Source organism: Mastigocoleus testarum BC008, assembly GCF_001456025.1.
Taxonomy (GTDB): domain Bacteria; phylum Cyanobacteriota; class Cyanobacteriia; order Cyanobacteriales; family Nostocaceae; genus Mastigocoleus; species Mastigocoleus testarum.
Map to the genome: position 1 here is coordinate 1 of NZ_LMTZ01000166.1, position 19884 is coordinate 19884.

The window sequence follows — 19884 nt, forward strand, 5'->3', positions numbered from 1 at the left end:
ATAATGTAGGAATCATCAATACGCCGAACCAGCCAATATAAAGGCGGTTGTCGGTGCTGGTGATCCACTGACAGAACCGTTCCCATAAAGATGCGCTCTCGCGTCTTTGTAATGCGGTTGTCATGGTACGGATAATTGCTGTTTTTGACTTAAGTATGTATCAGACAAGTTGTTTTTTTGTCTGTAATACTACATTAACATTTGTTTACAAAAAATGTAACAATTACTTACTTTGCATTTATTATAAGTTTAATTACTTATACTTATAGCGCTGGAGTGCAAAACATACGTGCTGTCTTTGGAAGACGCGCGGCTGCGCCACGAACGTGGGATGTAGCGCGTGCAGCTTACCCTACGGGGGGTGGCTTACGCCGAGTCTTGCGACCTTCTCATAAAACATCAAAAATTGAAAAATAGATTTCGCTGTAACTCAATCTGGATAGGGGTTTAGGATATTGTCTTAATCCGGACGGGAGACTCGTAAAATGTGGCAAAAGCGCATAAAACGGTGCGGTTCTGGGCTCCCCCTATTCAAAAAACTTGTAGTATCCCCTTGACACTTGTGTAGTACATTTTGTAGTATGAATTCATGAGCGTAATACAAGTGTTACAAAAACTGTTGTTAGCTCATCTGAACCATGAAAACTAAATTGCCATATTTGGGGGTGTAGCTTAGCCCGGTTTAAAGCAGTCGCCTGTCGAGCGAAAGATCGTGGGTTCAAATCCCATCATTCCCGTGTAGCCTTGTGGACGACTAGATAAGTCACTCTGATTCTCAGTCAGGGAGAAGCGGGTGCAACTCCCGTCAAGGCTTCCAAATGTGTCCGGGTCGCCAAGTGCTTAAGGCATCGATCGGTCTGCAACACCGATCATCGTGGGTTAAAATCCCACCCTGGACTCCAAACATTGCAGAGATGGTGTAATGGCAACATCACAGTCTCCAAAACTGTTGTTCTGGGTACCCTTCGGGAACACCTGCGGTGAACAAAACAAGCGTCTCTGCGTTGCCGTGTCCCGATCAAAAAAGCTTACATACTCGCCTAATGGTAAGGCAACTGTCTCTTAAACACAGTCTATGCAGGTATGTCCTGGCGGACACGCTCCGCTAACAATTCCTGTGTGTGAATCAACAGCTTTTTTAACTTACATGGCATACATGGTGTCGTAGGCAAATTGGCTAAGCCGCCTGTCTTTCAAGCAGGAGATTGCGGGTTCAAGTCCCGTCGGCACTACTAGCATGGGTCGGCTCACCTATTGGTGTGGGTAACTGTCTGTAAAACAGCCGCGATCGCGTTGCTGGTTCAATTCCAGTTCGACCCATTATGGAGAGGTGGCTGAGTGGCTTAAAGCATCCTCCTGCTAAGAGGAAGTGGGTAGTTAATGCCCACCGAGGGTTCGACTCCCTCTCTCTCCGCCTGAGAACGTGGTGTAACTGGATAACACGTCAGTCTACGTTCGCGTAGCGGTGCGATAGCACTAACTGAAAAGTGAAGGTTCAAGTCCTTCCGTTCTCGCCTTAACCCCCGGTAACTCATCTGGTAGAGTGCCTGTCTGTTAGCGCAGCGTGTCTGAAAGACATAGAACAGGAGGTAGTCAGTTCGATTCTGACCTGGGGGACTGATACATTGCCCTATAGCTCAAGTGGCAGAGTGAGCGGCTGTTAACCGCGAGGTTGTAGGTTTCTCCTGACGGAGACGCTACGCTAACAAGTCCTACTAGGGCAGTTATTGGGAAGTAGGCAAACAGGCAAAGCCGTCGCACTTTGAATGCGAAGTTTGGGGGTTCGATTCCCTCCTTCCCAGTTTATGCTGCTGTAGCCCAACTGGAAGAGGCGCTGGTCTTAGAAATCGGAGGTTGTGGGTTCAAATCCCACCAGCAGTACTGATGCTCCCGTGGCGAAACTGGTAAACGCTTCCGTTTGAGGGACGGAATTCTTGCAGGTTGAAATCCTGTCGGGAGTACTAATTGGGTCGTTGGCAGAGCGGGTATGCAGCCGCCTTTTAAGCGGACTTATCCAGGTTCAACCCCTGGGCGACCCACTAAATAAACGTGGGCGTTTGGCAGAACGGTTATGCTCCTGATTCTTAATCAGGCTGACGCAGGTTTCTCCTAGCGGAGACGCTGCGCTAACGACTCCTGTAGCGCCCATTTTACCCCTGTAACCCAATAGGAAGAGGTGCCAAACTTAAAATTTGGAAGTTACTGGTTCAAATCCAGTCAGGGGTATTATCAAATGCTGGTGTGGCTCAACGGCAGAGCAGCTGACTTGTAATCAGCAGGTTGCAGGTTCAACTCCTGTCACCAGCTTAATTATGCGATTGTGGTGTAACGGTCTTCTTGTGAGTCTTCCAAACTCTTGGTACGAGTATGTCAGTCCGGGACACGCAATAACTACGTTACGCTCCGCGCTTGCGCTAACAAATCTCGTCAGTCGCTTTGTAGTCCCGTAACTCAGTTGGTAGAGTGCCTTCCTTACAAGCAGGATGTCACAGGTATCTCCTGGCGGAGACGCTGCGCTAACAATTCCTGTCGGGACTATCAAATTATGGGAGTGTCGCCTAATGGACAAGGCATCAGTCTTCTAAACTGACCTGTGTGGGTTTCTCCTGACGGAGACGCTGCGCTAACAAGTCCTACTACTCCTGCTTTATGGGGTCATAGCTCAATTGGCTAGAGCGCTAGTCTTGCACACTAGAGGTTAGGGGTTCAATTCCCCTTGATTCCACTATGGTGTTTGTTAGCGTAGCGGCTCCTTAAAGGAGCAAGCCAAAGTGGTCGAGGCACTGGTTTGTGGAACCAGCCGTAACGGGTTTCTCCTAACGGAGACGCTGCGCTAACAAGTCCCGTCAGACACCCCTTAATGGAAGATGCCGCTGAACGGTCGGCAACCGGTCTTGAAAACCGGGGTGGGGTAAAACTCAGGGGTTCAATTCCTCCATCTTCCGCCACCACCTGAAGCCAAAAAGTGAGGCACTGTGCTGTTCGCGTAGCGTGGCGTTAGCCATAAACACAGAGGTAGGAGGAGCATTACCTCCCTGGTGGATTGTTTAAAATTTTAATTACTCAATAGCATTGTAATATGTCTACATCAAGGTATATAAGATGATGTAGAAATGCCGCAAATAGAACGAGAATCGATTAATTTCAAACTCCCCAAAACCTTAACCTCAGCACTTCGCTTAGCTGCAAGAAAACGGGAAACCACCGCTACAGACTTAGTAATTCAAGGATTGCACCATATTTTGGGAGATGTCCCTGGTGTAGAAGCAAGTGTAGAAGTGCGCTTATATCAACTGGAAGAAGAGTTTTTTCGTTTTAAAGAAAGCGTCAAGGAAAGCATTGGAGAAGATACCAATTCCTACGACAAAGTCAGATTAACAAACGTTGAAAATAAAATAGAAGCTTTAAGTCACCAACTCGCACGGTTAGAAGGTGCGTTGATGCAGATCCAATCAAGTGTCAATACATTACAAGTGCGTTCGCGATCGCATAGCAGCGGAGCATCGCGCTATAAATCAGGTGGCTACCCCTACCAATACAATTCCCAACCACCCCAACTCGAACCCTTGGATGAAGATAAATTAGCAATGCGCCTGAGTACTAATGCTCCTACGGTGCAAGAAAGAAGGGAAACTATGACTAAAAAAGAATTTGAGAGATGGTGTTCGGAACGCGACCCCAGCAAACGTAAGTGGAAATATAACTCCAAAGATAGGTTATACCATCCAGTTAAATAACTTAAAAATCCAACTTTTGTACGGCTTGGCGTTTAACTTCTTCACCCCTGCGGTTATATCTTGCAGTAGTTTCTACAGAAGCATGACCTGCTAACTTTTGCACGGTGACAATATCAATTCCAGCATCCAACAAATCCGAGCAGAACGTTCGTCTAAAATCATGGGGACTGAATGAGTCTACACCAGCTTGTTTTGCTCGTCGCCTCACTATTTTTAACACCGCATCTGGACACATATGCCGAAATTCTAATTGCCCACTTTTGCGGATGGGACACAACAATGGTCCAGGTTTATCCCCTCTAACTTCAATTCAACTTTTAATCATAGCGTTCGGCGCAGCCGTGCGGCTGATCGCACTAGTTGGTAAATAAACTAACCTATCCTTACCACCTTTACCCCGATGTATTTCCAATGCACCGGTTTCTGTATCAATATCTTTTAAATTAAGTTTGACCACCTCAGCCCGTCGCAAACCAGCACCGCGTAATATGGCGATCAGCGCTACATCCCTTGCACCTTTGCGAGTCGGATCGGCTTTACAAACATCAATTAAATTAGTAATTTCCTGTTTACTTAAAGCTCTACCTTTAAGTATATAGTCATAACTTATACTTGTTAAATTCACGGCTTTGGTATAGTCAAGGGGGTCAATCAAGTCTAACCTAGAAGCTTCTTTTAGCACCCGTTTCAAGCCACAAAGCATTTTATTCGCTGTAGCCGGAGCATATTTTTGTTTTAAAGCTGTACGTAGAGCAGAAGTATGTTTATACCTCAAAGCTGCCCAATTTAACGTAGAAGCATCACATCTACCATTGGTAAGCATGGAAGCCATTTCATTTAAAGCTTGCTTCATCGTTGGTAGGGAACCCTCACTCAAAGAAGCCAAATACACGGCAGCAGGATGCTGATTTAAGGGTACGGGGAACGTTAATCTTAAATTTTCAACTTCGCGCAGGCTCAGCGATAGAGACATTATTTCTTTAGAATTGGGGTTCTAGAGACTAATTTTCACACGATTTTGCATTGTTTAAGATATGTATTTTTAAAGATGACCCTGTGTTTGCTTACCGTAGTGACGGTCATTTCTCTTCAACCAGTACAGAAAGTTGATAAGGATTATGCAAGAAAGTAACGGATGCATCCCTTAAAGCGTTAAAGTCCTAAAAATCTGTCTTATCTCCACATGAAGGGTAATATTTACCATTTCGCCGTACCCTGATATAGGAATCCGGTTTGATTTATGAAATTATTCGTGAAGATAGGGAACGGGGAACAGGGAACAGGGAACAGAAAGTGTACTGAGATTTTTTCAAAAATCAAATGTGAGTCCTATAATTGGTCAAATATCATTTTTAACAAGTTAAAAGTAAATGCATTTTGTCAATCCGGAGCAAAAGAATGCACTATTAATACGCACTCAAATTTAACGCTTGCTGAGATAAGCAAAGCCACTGCTTCGATTCTAATAACGAAGTTTGTGCTTCATCTTTCCAATTTTGCGCTTCGTCATAATGATGTTGCTTTTCAGCTTGCTTCTTTTGAGCTTCTGCATGACGTTGATTTTGTTCTGCTTTTCTTTGCTGTTTTTCTGCTAGGCGTTGCAACTCGCGCGCTTCACTTTTTGCTTTTAATGGTGGTAATTGTTTCGTCTCAATTCGATTCTCTAATTGATTGAATGCTGCATAATAATTCTTAATTTTCTGATTGGGTATACCATTTGAGTTACATTCTTTTTCTGTGTTACTCACGTGGCTAACTGATAGCGCAGGAGGTATCGTCTGTTGTTGAACGTTATTGATTGTTTTCTCATGACTGACAAAATGATACAACTTTGTTGTTCCAATAAGCGTTACTATTCCTACTGCTGCAAAAGAAGAAATAACAAGCCTAATATCACATTTTAAAAACTTCCTTTTCTTTTTTAGATGCGAAGTGAATAAGCGAGGAAATAAAACTACATTACTACCAATATCTGATTTTTTGGTGCTATTTTTTATGTTAAATCTATCTTTATCCCGATTTAATTCTAGACTTACTTGATGTGAATCATCTAAATCATCATCTCTAAGTAAATTATTCTCAAAGGCGTATTTTTGATCTACTTGATTAAGTAAATTATTTAGTACTGCATTATCAACAGCTAACTCCATAATTTCTTCAATACGTTCAAGTTCAATATCAGATGGGGATGATAACCTTATTAAGGTACAGTATTCTTCGGCGATTTTGACAACATTTTCTTTGGGTTGATAATGACTTGAAATCTTTAGTTTCATTGCTTTAAAGTAACTACTAGATTCTTAAGCATGAATTTCAGCTTAAATACCATAAAACTACGAGTTAATTTAAGCTGTTATCTGCATAGCTATCCCTGTCACTACAATTGTATTGACAATTGTTACGACATAGTATGTCAATTGTCATGACCATACTAGTAGTGTCAGCTTTACACTAAACGTGACATATCTCTGCTAAATAAAAAAAATATTTTTTTAATTCCCGCAATTAATAAAATTATTATCTCTTCAAAGAAAAGTTTTGCTGTAAAAATGACCATGTGACAGTATGTAAACTGGTCAATTCTTGTGATGCTAATAGTCACATTTTGTTTATTGATAACACTAATATTTAATAGGTGTTTCCAGTAGAAATAAGGCACTAATTATAGGTAATAATAACCAAGAAAAAACAAATATACAGCCTCTTTCTTTGGTTTGATATTACAACCAAATTTGATATTTAAGTCACATTTTGTCAGCTACAGATACTAATCAATTAGCTGTCTGTTATATAGCTATCCGTACAACGGAGATTCTCATAAATAACTCTTCTCAGATAAAAAGTTGCCAAGATGACGAAGAATAATAATTTCCCCGAAGTTGATGAAGTATTGCAGGCTAAATGGTTGAAAATTCACATTATGAATCGTATACATGTGTTGAAACTTAACAGCTTTTTATCAGAAGAAGATGTGATTCAGCACGTTGGTATGTGTTTGATTGAAAAGCTTCGATCTGGTGTAAAAATTCATCATCCTGTAGCTTGGGCAAAGTTAGTTAGTGAACGACACATAAATGCACTGTACAAAAGACATAAGATGAGTCAAACCACCGAGTCAGATAAAGTTGAGTATTTAGCAAACCTTTATTATCAAAAAAACAATTTATATGATGATTATGAAGAAATTACTAAATATATCCAGCAACTCAAGTTTGCTAGCAGAGAAATTATAGTGATGCGCTTTTTTCAAGGATTATCTTGGCATAAAGTTGCTGAAATTTTATCACACCGAGAAGGCAAACGAATTTGTGCAGCAACAGCACGTAAGCGTGGTGAACGAGCAATAAATAAATTACGACAGATATATCTTAAACAAGTTTGTTAACTAAAAAATGAAGCTAAATGATAATTGGTAATTTTAATTATTTATACATACTCATTCCTCCAATATTTTTTATTGGGGGTTTTTACATTTTAAATTACCTATATTGTTACAGATATCTAATTATTAAGATTTAGTATTATATTTTTATTAACTATTTTTTGTCACAACAACTATAAAAAATCTACTAAATAAGTATACAAATTAAGTTTAAGCAGCTTGGAAATTATGAAATATAACAAATTCAAAGATGTTGTTTTAGCTGCTATTGCATATACTTTGGTAGCAGGTTTTTTAGTCTTAGCAATTATTGATGAGAATTACCGCTCTACATTTGTAGATTTAGCTAAAGTAGGAGTCGGTGCTTATATTGGTTTAACAATTCCTAAGTCCCAGTTTAGATAATTCAGGACTTACGCAAAATAAACGTAATTACGTCATTACGTTAGCGCAGCGTGTTCGTTAGAACAAGCGACAGCGACGTATATGTCCTGCGGACACGCAATACCTACGGTAGGCTGTCGCTAGGCGCTAACGCCAAAATCCGTGAGATTGCTATCTCCTAAACAGAGACGCTCCGCTAACCCTGCACTGCGTTCCGGTCGCAATGACAAATCTTCGTTGCGTAAGTCCTGTAATTATTGGATTGGGGGTAAAGTGGGTCGCCCTCTCGTATTACAATCCTAAAATGCCCATAACCTTGATTTTTAGCCGCCAACATTGTTAAACCCGTGATTCCAACAGCAGCTAAAGAAATACTAAGAATAAGAACTAAAAGATTGTTACGATTTTTCATTTCAAGCTTTATTTCGCTAGAAACAACAACTATATATTCATTAGCTATAGATACAATCCCAGAAATTTAGTTTTTATGTAAGTTATAAGATATACCTTTGGCTAATGTTAAGTTTTACTGAGATTAGCCCTCAAAACACGAATCGTAAAATTAATTTTATATGCCAAAAACCTGGTAACTATGACCAGGTTTTATTGGGTATACTCCCCACGGCTAATTATAGAAGTCATTTATAAGCGTTTGTTCTGGTAATGACTACCATTCCAAGCTGGTTGATTTCGGAAAGTGCCGGAATTAATTTCTGGGCATTATTGTTTTCTCTGTTTAGCAAGTTTTTTTTCTTGCTCATCGCACCATTGGGCGAACAATTCTTTGGCAACACTACTCATATCCGTTTCTGATTGCACGCACAGTGACTTGAAACGGATTTTTAATTCTTTACCAATTACTAATTTGACGGTATCTTCGCTTTTTGCCATCCCATCATTGTGGCACGACAAAGGGGGAATTGAATCAATATTCCTATATGACCACATTCCCCCTTTATTGGTATAATTCATATAAAAGTGAAGGCGATCGCTCTCCCGCCAAGAAGTTGCGATCGCCTAAACGTAACCCCAAAAAGCGATCGCAACGCGCGGGGCGAACGCAGAAAAATTATCCCTAGCCAAATTAATGAGCGTGTTAAAGCAAGTAAAGAAGTAACAGCACCAAAACATCCACTCAAAGAACGTTACAAAAAAGCATTACCACAATTACAAAAGTCTAAAGTATGGGAGAATCCCAAAAAGCAAAAGGCTTTAGAAAAACTGCTAGCTCAAATTGAAGCATTGATTGATGAGTGAATTTAGTAGAAAAGAGTATGTAACGGTGGCGTACTTGTTATCTGAAAAATAATGTTGTATCCTCCGAACTGTTTATCTACGATGAATTCTATGCGATTTCTACTTAGTGGTGTGATTATTAGTTTGGGGCTGTTACCTTTAGCAGCACAAGCACAACAGCAGTCATCTAATACCCAAGTTGCAGCAATGGTAGAAGCATTACGATTGGCTGCACCAAAGACCACCGATGACAGTTTATATAGTGAATGGAAAGTTAAAGGAGAAACTTTCAGAAGTTGGTCAAAATCTTGTCTAGAAAAAGAAGTTCAACCAACACAGTTTGCTTCCAACCCCGAACTAGCACGCCAAGTTATTAGTTGCATCATGGAACGAGAGTTAAAAGGACAATTAGACGCTACTAATAATAATGAAACTGAAGCTGTGAGTCGTACTGCTTGTTGGTGGATGACTGGTAAATACACAGGCTGCAACAGTGGTTTTACCGCAGACTACGTGAAAAAAGTTTCGGGCTATTACCAAGAACAAAGTTCTCAACCAGAATAAGTAATAAATAAATCAAGACATTTCTGACTTGTTATGAAAATCAGCAGCTCCGGGTAATTCCAGAGCTACTGATAAGCGGTGTGTTATGTGTGTTCGTGGCGCAGCCGCGAGTCTTCCAAGGAACAAGAAAATAAAGATAAATCTTACATATAAAATCGATTTTTAAAATATCGGTATCTTGCAAGCTTAGTAACCAAAAACTTAAGCTTTTTGCAGACTAGCGTAACCAAAGGTAACATTAAACTCTTCGCACCAGATTGCTACAGATTCAAAATCATTTAGATCCAAGTTAGCTGGAATTTCGTAACGTTGAGCGCCATCAAACTTTTTGAGTTGTGCAATCGTGACGTAATTTTCTGCTTTAAGATTTACAGGTACAGTGTTGTTGCGGTGGAGAACGACTCTTACTTTTGGTCCCCGTGCTGTAGTGAAAGCTTTGTCAAACTCTAGATAACGCTTACCATTAACATTAACAATTTTAGCTATACCGTTGGTGGGGTGGTCTTGTTCTACAGTAACAAAGCTACCGGACGCAATTAGTGATTGAGATTTCTTTGCAACTGTAGTAGTTTGTGTTGCTTTAAGCGCTTGGGCTGGCTGTGCATTAACTGCTAATTGTCCAAAGCTACCGAATAATACGATTGATGCGATTCCTAAACCAGCGATTTTGTTGAATTTCATCTCAGTTGCTTCCTTAAACTTTGTTTTATGTGGTTTCCCTTTCCTTGATTACTAATATCGGTGATGAAACTGAGGAGCTAGTGATGGATAACTGAGAATTGACTAAAAGTTATCTGAGAAAACTGAGAGATGGATAGTGGGGTTTTTTGAGGTGAAGTAATACTTTAATAGAACAACATTGGAAGTGTTTAAGTTATTCTTGTTTAATTTCTGCTACTCTTTGGGCGACATCTTGCTTAGTTACTCTAATTTTAGTGCATTAAACCTAGCATCTATTGTAATCATTTTCGGCACTCAATCAGTTAAAGCTGAAACTGTAGTAATTGAAAACTTTAAACGAGAACATTTCAAAGTAAATTACGATTTTTGGTAGAGAATTTAGCGGTCAAAGACATACTATTCCCAATGAAGTAAATTATTTTATAACTCTTCAATGTAATGAACATTCATATTGAGCGATGACGATGCAAAATCACCCACATCACAATCGGAGTACCAATCAAAGCAGTGACAGAGTTCAAAGGTAAAACGCTCTGACTACCGGGTAGTTGGGATAATAAATCTGCAAGTAATGCTATTATCGCACCCATCACCGCAACAACAGGAATCAATATTTTATGGTCTACAGTTTTAAATAAACTACGACATAGATGGGGAACCACAACGCCTAAAAATCCAATAGGACCACAAAATGCAGTAATCGCACCAGCCAAAATTGAAGCATTACTAATAATCCAGAATCTTATTGTTTGTATTGATAAACCCAAAGTTCGAGCCTGAGTTTCACCTAAAAGCATGACATTCAAAGATTTTGACAACAGTAAAGATACAATTAGTCCGAGCAATACCACAGGGGCTAAGATTATCATCTGTCGCCAAGTTACACCACCAAAACTTCCAAAAGTCCATTGCAAATATGATTGAATTTGATTATTCTCGCTAAATTGAAGCAAAATACTGACAATCGCACTAGTTGCATAACCAAGCAGTAATCCCAAAATTAACAGTGCCATGGAATCGGCTACATGATGAGATATTAATAGGACCATTCCCAGTACCAATCCTGCACCTAAAGTAGCAGCTATAACTAAAACTAAGTCGTTAATCATTCCAAAACTTGCGAGCAACGCACCCATCATAGTAGTGTTGACTGCAAGTATCACAAGTGCAACCCCCAAAGAAGCACCAGAACTAATTCCTAAGACAAATGGTCCAGCTAAAGGATTTTTGAATAGGGTCTGCATTTGCAAACCACTTACACCTAAAGCAGCACCTGCTAAAGTTGCAGTTAAGGCTTTGGGTAAGCGAAATTTGAGAATAATAGTATTCCAACTGGCTTTTATTGCTTCTCCTCCCAGAAGAATATTAATAACTTCCTGAATTGGAATATGAACAGAGCCAAAAGCTAAATCCAATAAAAATACAAGAATTAAGCTAATTAGTAAAATTGCAGAAATAATAGTTTTCTGAGTTTTCTTTTTTTGTGATATTTTCTTATAATTTCGACCTTTACGTATAAACATGTAATTTATGGGAAAAAAATAAAAGTCTATTCGTAGGGTGTGTTAGCGACAGCGTAACGCTATTAATGGTTTCTTCAATTTAATGGGCTCCTTTCAAAACTATTTCAAAAATCCTAATAAAACTATTTTTATCAATTTCGCAACAGGAATTATATATATCAAAAATAAAGATAAAACAAAAAAATAGTTAATTCAAATTTTGGTAAAATACCAGCTTATGATTTGGTAATAATTCAGGATGAAAAATTTTAATTAAGTCAGCTAAAACTAGATTAGGATTACTAATTCCACCTTCCCAATAGTCATTACCACCATTTTCATTTAAACGAGCATTATTATTATAAACATTACCTTTTTTCACTGCTTGAAAATCACCATAGCGACTATCTTCTGTAATTACATCTTTTAAAGTTTGCCAAGATTGACTTACATTTAACCAATAATCTGCTGTAGCAGCACGTTCAAAAACATTTTCAAAAGATAAAGGTGTGCTACCAGAAGAATTTTCAGCACAAAAATAATCAGCACCAGCATCAGCTAAATATTTTGCTGCATAACTTTTACATCCTGGAGTATACCAAGTTCCTTTAAAGTTAAATCCAGTAAATACTTTGGGACGCTTTTTGATAGATTTTACTGTTTCAGCAATATCTTGATATTTCTTCGCTATTTCACTAAATTCCTTTTCTGCAATATCTTCTTTATTAAAAAACAAAGCTGTAAACTTTAGCCATTCTGCACGACCTAACGGCGATGTTTCCATATATTCAGCATTGATTGCTACCTTTAATCCTGCTTCTAAAAATTTTGAATGATTATCGACTTGTGGATTTCCTGTTCCATAAGTTGTAACTAGCTCGGGATTGAGTTCTAATAATCGTTCCAAATTCACATTATTATTGCCTAATTCTGCGATTTGACCTGCTTTGATTTTCTCAACTACTTCTGGGGTATTGACTGTTTTATAATTACTGATACCTAAAAGTTTATCTACTATTCCTAACTTTGCCAGATGGGGTAGATGGGTAGTAGAAAGAGATACAACAGTATTTACTGGAACTGTAATTACTTGATTTCTTTTAAAGCCCAGTGGTACTGGCGTACCACATTCAACTAAAACATATTTGAAGCCTCTCTTTGCATCGCGCCAAGGATTTTTGACTGTTACAACTTTATAATTATTGTGATATTCAACAGCAAAACCTGTAGCATGGTTAATACTTGCTTTTGTGGGAAAATAGTCTGTATTGGGATTAAAATTTTGAATACATACTTTGTTTACAGGTAATGAGATTTTTGGATTGTTTAGAGTATTATTACAAGCAATAATTAAAGCTGTAATAAATATTGTTTGAATACCAAAAAAAAATAAATTTAATTTTTTATATTTTGTTATATTCATGAATTATTTTTGAGGATATTGATAGGAAAATTTTGAATTTCCAAGATTATTTTTGAAATAAATTTAATAAATCTCTGTGGAGCAATGAGAATAACTTTAAGTCAACAAATTTCTCTTGGTTAAACTCGTAATCTCTGAGTGTACCTTCTTCTGTAAATCCTAACTTATGCAAAAGCAATATTGAAGGTAAATTGTCATAATCTACCGTTACTTCTATCCGATTAAGCTCTATCACCTCAAAACCAAATTGAATAACTGCATTGAGTGCTTCACTCATAAATCCTTGTCGTCTATATTCAGCAAATATTTCGTAACCAATCTCTGCTCGTCGATGCTTTTTGATAATGTTTTTATATCCACAGGAACCAATAACTTCATTTTGCTCCTTTATTGTGATTCCCCAACGGATTCCTTGTTGTTTTTGAAAATTCTCTGACCATATATCAATTACTTGCTGAACTTTTTTTAGACTTGGTGCTGGAGCATTGGAGTATAAAACTGTTTGAGGATCGGAGAAATTGCGATGTACTAATTGTGCATCTGAGTGTTGAATAGCTCTCAGTTGTAAACGAGGAGTTGTCAATATGGGAAATTCAGAAAGCATAATTTTTGATTTTTAATTTTTTATGACTTACGCACTCACAACCTAAAAATAAGGATTTAGGATTACTATTTCCTTGCGGAAACGCTATATCTGCTAACCTAGCGTCGTAATGACGTAAATTCACGATTCGTGCGTCAGTTCTGTTTTTTATTCTTTTGATTTTTAATTATCTCGACTTACAATTATAGGTGAATGATTTGCAATTACTCTTTAAACAGATTCCGGGGGATAAATATATTCGGTAACTTTATTTCCTTGAATTAAATGTTTTTCAACAATTTCTTCTGCAATCTCTGGCTTAACGCGAGTGTACCAAGTTCTATCTTCAGAATTAAATACTACAGGTCCTAATTTACAAACTTCTAAACACCCAGAAGTTCTTACTTCTATATCCAAATCTGCTTTTTCAACAGCATTTTTAAAGGCTTCATAAGTAGGTTTCCAATTACGTGAAGGTAAACATCTTCCAGAAGTACAAACTGAGATATAAGAACGTTTTAAGGGATTTTGAGTAAATGGCATTGGTTTTGTACCTAATACATAAATATCCCGTAATTCTTCATAAAGAGCTAACTTAGATAAGTCTGGTTTACCTTCTGGTAATAAGTTCTCACCATCTACTAAAGGATTAGGTAAGAAAATTGTCATCACATTTTCATTATTACCATTCCAAAATTCAATCCCCCAACTTCTGATTTTTCCATATTTATTAAAACGGCGATAAAAAGCCGCACGACTTACTCTTCTTTGTTGTCTTAATTCTAAGGGTGTTTGATTATTAGGACCACCTAAATTTTCATCAATACATAAGTGTAAATGCCAAGCTTCAGTTACTACTGTTAAATAACCATCATAAAGAATACAAATTTTAGGGGGAGTAGTAAATCCTAGTTCTAAAACGCCACCTTGAACAACATGTCCTAATTCTACCTGCTGCCAATTTTGTTGAAATAAGGTGTAAAGTAGCGATGATAAAACATCACAACTACAATCAATATCCTCATATTCAACTTTACCCCCCATCGGTAAATCTTCTGTAACTTGGCGGTTTAATGGCGTTACCCAAGGATGATAATTACTCATGGCGATTTTAGATTTAAGGTTCTTATGATAGAAGATTCTGACGATAGATATATGGATTTCCTATTTACTCCTAATATTCTATTCTCAATAACCTATTTCCAATGCCCTATTGCTAATGTCTTATTCCTAATATCTTATTCCTAATGTCTTAAAACTTATAATTAACACCTGCTTGAACTATTCTACCTGCATCAGGAAAACCAGGAAATAACTGAAATCTCCGATCTAAAATGTTTTCTATACTACCATTGAATGCTAAATTTTTACTTACAGGAACTCGCAATTTAAAATCAAAAGTTGTGTAACCGGGTAAAGATTCTGTATTAGTATTATTTGTGGGATAACGACCCAAAGAACGCATTAAAACCCCTGCATACCAACCTTGAGCATTTTCGTAGGAAAGTCCTAAATTAATACTATCAGCACCTGCAAATCTTAGTTCCTTGTCAACTTCTGCAGGGTTACTACTTTCAAGGATTCGTGGATCATTCGCAGTATAATTCCCAAAGAAGTATAAATTTCTTGCTAACTGCAAATTTAAGGCAAGTTCTATCCCAGTAGTCCGAACTTTACCAATATTTTCATAGGTCGAATTGACAAAATCGAAAGCAATATTATCGGATATAGTGTTGCTGAAAAAAGTGAAACGTATTAAACCGATATCTCCTAACTGTTGGTCGATACCGATATCAAAACTATCACCCCTTTCTGGTTTTAAGTCTGGATTACCTTGCGCAAAGGGAGAATTACTAAATAAGTTAAATAGAGTCGGAACTCGGAAATTACGAATATAGTTACCTCGGAGGGTAGTAGTTTCTCCCAAATTCCAACGCGCACCGATCGCCGGAGAAGTCACAGAACCATTTATCAAACTATTAAAATCTTGGCGCAATCCAAAGTTTAATCTCACATCGGGAATAACATCCACAAGGTATTTAGCAAATACCGCTCCCTGTCCGATACTATCATCATAATTTTCTGTTTCCGTTCCATCTGCAAGGTTACGAGTAATATTTTTAGCGCTGACGTTGCGGTAGTCAAAACCATAAGTAATATTTTGATTTTGAGTAATTTGCCAGTTATGCTGTATCTGAAAACCCAAGGAACGTTGGTTATTATCAAACTGTTGATGGGTGCTGATGTCTCCCGTGCGATTGTCAAAGCGGGTATTGAGGAAATCTAAATAGACTCTCGCTGTTAATAAAGAATCATCTGCTTTTCCTAATTTTGCATTCCAACTTAAATCTGTAAGAACTTGGTCGGTGTACTTACGATTATTATCGGTAAGGGAATTAAAAGCAGCTTGAGAAATTTGCGGAATTGCTACACCACCGGGAACTCCTTGGTCTTTAGCAAGATAAATGGTGTTGAAACTCAAACTTTGGCGATCACTCAATTGTGCATCGACCTGTAAATTAAGATTATTGTAGAGTACATCGGCATTTTCCCTTGTTCCATCAAAGTCAACTTCGGGAATAGAATAATCAAAATTATTGTTAGCACGAGTGCGGTTATAACCTAGTAACCAAGAGACATTACCCTGTTTACCACTAGTTTGAATGCTTTGTTCGTTTAAATTGTAGCTACCTAATCTTAGTTGAGTTGTAGTAGTAATATCTTTTGTCGGACGACGGGTAATAATATTGATAGTCCCTCCAATCGCATCGGAACCGTAGAGGGTAGAACCTCCACCAGGAAGAACTTCAACTCTTTCAACAATATCAGTTGTAATTTCTGAAAGGTCGAAACCACCACTACCAAGATTATTAACTGGTCTTCCATTGAGTAATATTAATACTTGTCCCGTATTAGAACCGCGAATAAACTGACCGCTCAAACCACCAATTTCTGTCCCTACAGTACCATCAGGTAAAATACCAGGGACAAATCTCAGCGCTTCTTTGACAGTACGCGCACCTTGAGCTTCAATTTCCTCGCGGTTGATGACGTAAACTGGACGAGTCGCATCACGTACCTTTCCTTCACTACGAAATGGTGTGAATACCGGTTGATCTAATATTTCTCCTACAACGGTAAGCTCAATATCTGCTTCTTCTCGATCTTCTTTCTCCGCTTCTTGTGTTGGAGGTTTTTTTTGAGCAATATCTTCTACTTTTTCAGTATTAGATAAATCAGTATTAGATAAATCAGTATTAGATGAAGTATTTTCAGATATTACTTCTGGTGATACTATTTTGGGAATTATTTTTAAATCCTTTGCATCACCTTGATATTGGGAAAATTCTGATAATTGTAGAATCTTTTGTGCTGTAGCGTTATCATTTCCCAACAAAAATCCTAAGTTTACAGTTATCGCGATCGCAAAAAACTGCATTCCCAATTGGGAATTAAGGGTAATATTTTTCATCTGTACCTCGCAGACAATTATATGTTTATGTCATAATTGGCGGGCATTCTGACTAAGAGACAAAGACTTAGAAACAAGTATTGTCTCCTCACAGCTGCGGGACAGCGCCGGATTTTCACCGGACTTTCCCCTTTACATCTGATGGCTGATCCACATCAGAACCAATTAGTAAATTAGAGATTAGAAATTAGAGATTAAGATTAGATTAGCATATCCAGCCTTAAGTACATTTAGAGAATATCTAAGATTTGGATACAAAAAAAGAGTAGGAAATGGCGAGTAGGAGTAACTTTAATCACCGAAGTTTCATGCGATCAATATTAAGTAGCAATAATAAATATTTATTAAGCTTTGTGACACAAAATTTTGTAGGAAAATTCTTTCTTTTTTATCTTTATAGTATACGCGTACCGTTATCTACCGATAAATTAGGTTGCAGTAAAACAGTACCATTTGTATTGCAAACAGCAGCTAAAACTAAAACTTCTGATTTAACTCCAGCAACTAATTTAGGAGGAAAGTTAACAACAGCAACTACCTGTTGGTTAAGTAATTTTTCTTTTGAATAATTTTCAACGATTTGAGCAGAACTCGTTTTTATTCCCAGTTCTCCAAAATCTATTGTCAAAATATATGCAGGTTTTCTGGCTTTAATATTTTCTTTGACTTCAATAACTTTCCCAACTCTCATATCTACTTTTAGAAAAGTATCAAAATCAATTGGTAATCCTGATTCGTTTTTATGATTATCCATAAATGAATTTATAATTTAAAAATTGATAATTGAAAAACTATAACTCAAAAAACTATAACTCAAAAAACTATAACTCAAAAAAATATAACTCAAAAAAATATAACTTAAGAAACTATAACTTAAATAATTTCCCAGAGAAGTAAACTGGTAGCAACTATAACTGTACCCAATAAAGCCAAAATACTTAATAAATCATGTTTTGCTGACTTATTATTCATCATATTAGGTTTGACAATACTTGTTGTTAGATCGCCATAACCCCTTAACTGCATAGCAGCATACACCCTTTCCGACTGTTCGTAACTTCGCAAAAATAAAGAAGCAGTCACCGCTGCTAAAACAGATATATGTCGAAATATAGATATATTATATTTACGATGGGATTGTTTTTTTGTTGTGTATCCCCTTAGTCGCATGGCTTGCTGCATCTGAGAAAAATCAACAAATATTTGATATATATAACGATAGGAAAGTATCAGCATATCCGCAATTACTCCAGACAAACCTAATTGTCGCATGGCTCGAATTGTTGTCAGAAATGGAGTAGTTCCTAACATAACTAATCCCAATGTAAAAATACTGAAAAACCTACAGATAATTATTAAAACTAATAAAGAACCTTCCTGTCGCAGTTTGATAAAACTCCATTGCCAAATTACATCTTCACCACGCATAAACGGCAATAAAAAAATAATCCCTAGCAAGAACAAACCCGGATAATGTAAGCGTGAAAATAAAAATATTAATGGTAATTTGCTGATATAATAAAAGATGATTGTTATCCCTAAAATAACAGGAATTAGCGAAATATCTTTGACAAAAGCAAAGCTAAGAATTAGTAGACTGATGGCAATAATCTTATATTTCGGATGCCAAGAGTGTATTAACGAATCTAGATCGGCATATTTGTCTATAGCAAATTTATCAGCCATTACCTTCCAATAACTGAGGTTTAGCCTGTTGTAAAAATAGCACAACAAAAGTTGTAAAAATTCCCTCCAATATCATCAAGGGAATATGAGTAATAACTAATCCCAAAGTTGCGACACGCTCGCTATCTGCATGCTCTCCAGTCCCAAGGGTACTAACCACCAAACCAAAAAATAATATAACCGTGAGAGCAACACCCAGTGCTCCCGCAAAAAAAGCGAAAATTCCTGTTGTCACTCGCTTGTTAAAATATCTTTCTATAAAACTTCGCCAACTAAATAGATGATAAATCAATAAAGCAGGAATACCGACAATTGCTGCATTGAGTCCTAAAGTCGAAAGTCCCCCATGTCCTAACATCACTGCTTGAAAAAACAAGCCAATTAAAATCGCTGGAAATGCATAATAGCCTAGTACTACACCTAGCAAACCATTGAGAATTAAATGTAGACTAGTGGGTGGAAAAGGAATATGAATTGAAGATGCAACAAAAAATGCTGCTGTGAGTAAAGAGGCTTTAGGAATACCTTGAGTAGGTTCAGATTGACGATTGATTTGGTGCAGCGAATACCATGTAGTTAAACTAGTAATAGCATAACCACCAATTACCACTGGTGCTGGAAGAAGTCCATCAGATATGTGCATTTTTCTTGCGACTTGAGAAAAACAAAGCGGTTCCGACACATCCCCAAATAACTGAAGCTATCATCAAACCTCTTTGCATGGGTGTGTACTCAAGGTTGTCAGATTCTTTAGAAATGCTGACTACTTGTTCTGGGGTGGAAGAATTTGAACTTGTTGTTGCTTGTGTTTGTTGTATTTCTTCTATTTGTTGTGTTTGTGCTTTTGAAGTTACAGGAACTTGAATAACTCCTCCGTGTCCCAAATGACGAACTTTAACTTTCCAGTTTCCTATTTTTGTCGAGTCTGGTTGAAATAAAAAACGTCCCTTTTGATCGGTTGTTCCAGTTAACCAGGGTTGAGACGGATTATCTGGAGTATAAACCAAAATTTGGGCTTTCCCCATCGGTTTACCAGTGTCGTAAACAGCATTAATTACAATTGCTTCAGTATTTTCGTAGCTAATTTTTGTCCCATGAGCAAGTATTTTTGTAGGTAAGCTCAAAGTTACAAAAATAAACATTGGCAGCAAAATTTGCTTCATGGAAATTCAAATTATTTTGGATAATTTTGTTTTAATTATATTTATTTTATACTCTTACAGAACAACTGAAT

General features: G+C 37.5%; 18 protein-coding genes, 18 tRNA genes, 2 pseudogenes and 1 riboswitch. Of the genes and pseudogenes, 23 read left to right on the forward strand and 15 right to left on the reverse strand.

What is annotated here, in order from left to right; all coding sequences use genetic code 11:
* Positions 1 to 124: pseudogene (locus BC008_RS49110) on the reverse strand (photosystem II q(b) protein); the annotation flags it as partial.
* A 537-nt stretch (positions 125 to 661) separates the two neighbouring features.
* On the opposite strand from BC008_RS49110, the gene BC008_RS44365 reads away from it, so the two are divergent.
* From BC008_RS44365 to BC008_RS44425, 19 genes are all read left to right on the forward strand, one after another.
* Positions 662 to 737 (forward strand) — tRNA-Asp (locus BC008_RS44365).
* A gap of 85 nt (positions 738 to 822) precedes the next feature.
* A tRNA-Cys gene (locus tag BC008_RS44370) sits at positions 823 to 902 on the forward strand.
* 256 nt (positions 903 to 1158) lie between these two features.
* Positions 1159 to 1232: transfer RNA gene (locus BC008_RS44375), tRNA-Glu, on the forward strand.
* Positions 1233 to 1239: 7 nt separating this feature from the next.
* Positions 1240 to 1320 (forward strand) — tRNA-Tyr (locus BC008_RS49115).
* A gap of 4 nt (positions 1321 to 1324) precedes the next feature.
* Positions 1325 to 1414 (forward strand) — tRNA-Ser (locus BC008_RS44380).
* A gap of 3 nt (positions 1415 to 1417) precedes the next feature.
* Positions 1418 to 1514: transfer RNA gene (locus tag BC008_RS49120), tRNA-OTHER, on the forward strand.
* A 6-nt stretch (positions 1515 to 1520) separates the two neighbouring features.
* A tRNA-OTHER gene (locus BC008_RS49125) sits at positions 1521 to 1617 on the forward strand.
* A 9-nt stretch (positions 1618 to 1626) separates the two neighbouring features.
* Positions 1627 to 1724 (forward strand) — tRNA-Asn (locus BC008_RS49130).
* 4 nt (positions 1725 to 1728) lie between these two features.
* Positions 1729 to 1802, forward strand: a tRNA-Gln gene (locus BC008_RS44385).
* A gap of 5 nt (positions 1803 to 1807) precedes the next feature.
* Positions 1808 to 1881: transfer RNA gene (locus BC008_RS44390), tRNA-Leu, on the forward strand.
* A gap of 5 nt (positions 1882 to 1886) precedes the next feature.
* Positions 1887 to 1961: transfer RNA gene (locus tag BC008_RS44395), tRNA-Leu, on the forward strand.
* A 6-nt stretch (positions 1962 to 1967) separates the two neighbouring features.
* A tRNA-Lys gene (locus BC008_RS44400) sits at positions 1968 to 2039 on the forward strand.
* Between the two features lie 12 nt (positions 2040 to 2051).
* Positions 2052 to 2148: transfer RNA gene (locus BC008_RS49135), tRNA-Lys, on the forward strand.
* A gap of 4 nt (positions 2149 to 2152) precedes the next feature.
* Positions 2153 to 2226: transfer RNA gene (locus BC008_RS44405), tRNA-Leu, on the forward strand.
* Between the two features lie 9 nt (positions 2227 to 2235).
* Positions 2236 to 2307, forward strand: a tRNA-Thr gene (locus tag BC008_RS44410).
* Between the two features lie 133 nt (positions 2308 to 2440).
* A tRNA-Val gene (locus BC008_RS44415) sits at positions 2441 to 2538 on the forward strand.
* 9 nt (positions 2539 to 2547) lie between these two features.
* Positions 2548 to 2645: transfer RNA gene (locus BC008_RS49140), tRNA-Arg, on the forward strand.
* A 6-nt stretch (positions 2646 to 2651) separates the two neighbouring features.
* Positions 2652 to 2725 (forward strand) — tRNA-Ala (locus BC008_RS44420).
* Between the two features lie 388 nt (positions 2726 to 3113).
* The gene (locus tag BC008_RS44425) at positions 3114 to 3737 is read left to right on the forward strand and encodes a hypothetical protein (protein WP_027843589.1); all 624 of its coding nucleotides are present in this window, start codon (positions 3114 to 3116) and stop codon (positions 3735 to 3737) included.
* 1 nt (position 3738) lies between these two features.
* Here BC008_RS44425 and BC008_RS44435 read toward each other — a convergent pair.
* Positions 3739 to 4710 (reverse strand): annotated as a pseudogene (locus BC008_RS44435) (tyrosine-type recombinase/integrase).
* Positions 4711 to 5143: 433 nt separating this feature from the next.
* A complete protein-coding gene (locus BC008_RS50150) occupies positions 5144 to 6013 on the reverse strand; it encodes a hypothetical protein (RefSeq protein WP_036265631.1) in 870 nt (289 codons plus the stop codon).
* Positions 6014 to 6588: 575 nt separating this feature from the next.
* Between BC008_RS50150 and BC008_RS44445 the strand changes: the two genes are divergently transcribed.
* Entirely contained in the window at positions 6589 to 7122 is a 534-nt protein-coding gene (locus tag BC008_RS44445; protein WP_027843591.1) for a sigma-70 RNA polymerase sigma factor region 4 domain-containing protein, read from the forward strand.
* Positions 7123 to 7347: 225 nt separating this feature from the next.
* Positions 7348 to 7524, forward strand: coding sequence for a hypothetical protein (locus tag BC008_RS50155; protein ID WP_161938230.1), 177 nt, complete (start codon positions 7348 to 7350; stop codon positions 7522 to 7524).
* A 175-nt stretch (positions 7525 to 7699) separates the two neighbouring features.
* Here BC008_RS50155 and BC008_RS49145 read toward each other — a convergent pair whose 3' ends face one another.
* Positions 7700 to 7915: a hypothetical protein gene (locus tag BC008_RS49145; RefSeq protein WP_153009763.1), complete on the reverse strand. Its 216-nt coding sequence runs from the start codon at positions 7913 to 7915 to the stop codon at positions 7700 to 7702.
* A 308-nt stretch (positions 7916 to 8223) separates the two neighbouring features.
* Positions 8224 to 8394 carry a hypothetical protein gene (locus BC008_RS44450; RefSeq protein WP_161938231.1) on the reverse strand — a complete coding sequence of 57 codons (171 nt, stop codon included), beginning with the start codon at positions 8392 to 8394 and terminating at the stop codon, positions 8224 to 8226.
* An 87-nt stretch (positions 8395 to 8481) separates the two neighbouring features.
* Here BC008_RS44450 and BC008_RS51045 point away from each other — a divergent pair, with 87 nt between their 5' ends.
* The gene (locus tag BC008_RS51045) at positions 8482 to 8760 is read left to right on the forward strand and encodes a hypothetical protein (RefSeq protein ID WP_036265633.1); all 279 of its coding nucleotides are present in this window, start codon (positions 8482 to 8484) and stop codon (positions 8758 to 8760) included.
* A gap of 90 nt (positions 8761 to 8850) precedes the next feature.
* Positions 8851 to 9303 carry a hypothetical protein gene (locus BC008_RS44460; protein ID WP_027843593.1) on the forward strand — a complete coding sequence of 151 codons (453 nt, stop codon included), beginning with the start codon at positions 8851 to 8853 and terminating at the stop codon, positions 9301 to 9303.
* 201 nt (positions 9304 to 9504) lie between these two features.
* On the opposite strand, the gene BC008_RS44465 is transcribed toward BC008_RS44460, so the two are convergent.
* From BC008_RS44465 to BC008_RS44510, 10 genes are all read right to left on the reverse strand, one after another.
* Positions 9505 to 9984 (reverse strand): DM13 domain-containing protein, encoded by a 480-nt coding sequence (locus BC008_RS44465; RefSeq protein WP_027843594.1) that lies wholly within the window; start codon positions 9982 to 9984, stop codon positions 9505 to 9507.
* Between the two features lie 446 nt (positions 9985 to 10430).
* On the reverse strand, positions 10431 to 11507 hold the full coding sequence (locus BC008_RS44470) for an iron ABC transporter permease (RefSeq protein ID WP_027843595.1): 1077 nt from the start codon (positions 11505 to 11507) through the stop codon (positions 10431 to 10433).
* Between the two features lie 187 nt (positions 11508 to 11694).
* Positions 11695 to 12909 (reverse strand): ABC transporter substrate-binding protein, encoded by a 1215-nt coding sequence (locus BC008_RS44475; protein ID WP_027843596.1) that lies wholly within the window; start codon positions 12907 to 12909, stop codon positions 11695 to 11697.
* Between the two features lie 46 nt (positions 12910 to 12955).
* Complete coding sequence (locus BC008_RS44480) at positions 12956 to 13513, reverse strand: GNAT family N-acetyltransferase (protein ID WP_027843597.1); 558 nt, start codon at positions 13511 to 13513, stop codon at positions 12956 to 12958.
* A 210-nt stretch (positions 13514 to 13723) separates the two neighbouring features.
* On the reverse strand, positions 13724 to 14596 hold the full coding sequence (locus BC008_RS44485) for a (2Fe-2S) ferredoxin domain-containing protein (RefSeq protein WP_027843598.1): 873 nt from the start codon (positions 14594 to 14596) through the stop codon (positions 13724 to 13726).
* Positions 14597 to 14744: 148 nt separating this feature from the next.
* Positions 14745 to 16964 carry a TonB-dependent receptor plug domain-containing protein gene (locus BC008_RS44490; protein WP_027843599.1) on the reverse strand — a complete coding sequence of 740 codons (2220 nt, stop codon included), beginning with the start codon at positions 16962 to 16964 and terminating at the stop codon, positions 14745 to 14747.
* Positions 16965 to 16985: 21 nt separating this feature from the next.
* A riboswitch (cobalamin riboswitch) is annotated at positions 16986 to 17145 on the reverse strand.
* Positions 17146 to 17358: 213 nt separating this feature from the next.
* Positions 17359 to 17718, reverse strand: a complete 360-nt coding sequence (locus tag BC008_RS44495; protein WP_058184832.1) for a tRNA-binding protein — start codon at positions 17716 to 17718, stop codon at positions 17359 to 17361.
* A 119-nt stretch (positions 17719 to 17837) separates the two neighbouring features.
* Positions 17838 to 18650, reverse strand: a complete 813-nt coding sequence (gene cbiQ / locus BC008_RS44500; protein ID WP_036265635.1) for a cobalt ECF transporter T component CbiQ — start codon at positions 18648 to 18650, stop codon at positions 17838 to 17840.
* Positions 18643 to 19332 (reverse strand): cobalt transporter CbiM, encoded by a 690-nt coding sequence (gene cbiM / locus BC008_RS44505; protein ID WP_235596027.1) that lies wholly within the window; start codon positions 19330 to 19332, stop codon positions 18643 to 18645. Before cbiM ends, cbiQ begins: the two co-directional genes overlap by 8 nt.
* Complete coding sequence (locus tag BC008_RS44510; protein WP_058184834.1) at positions 19280 to 19813, reverse strand: carboxypeptidase-like regulatory domain-containing protein; 534 nt, start codon at positions 19811 to 19813, stop codon at positions 19280 to 19282. Before BC008_RS44510 ends, cbiM begins: the two co-directional genes overlap by 53 nt.
* Between the last annotated feature and the right edge of the window lie 71 nt (positions 19814 to 19884).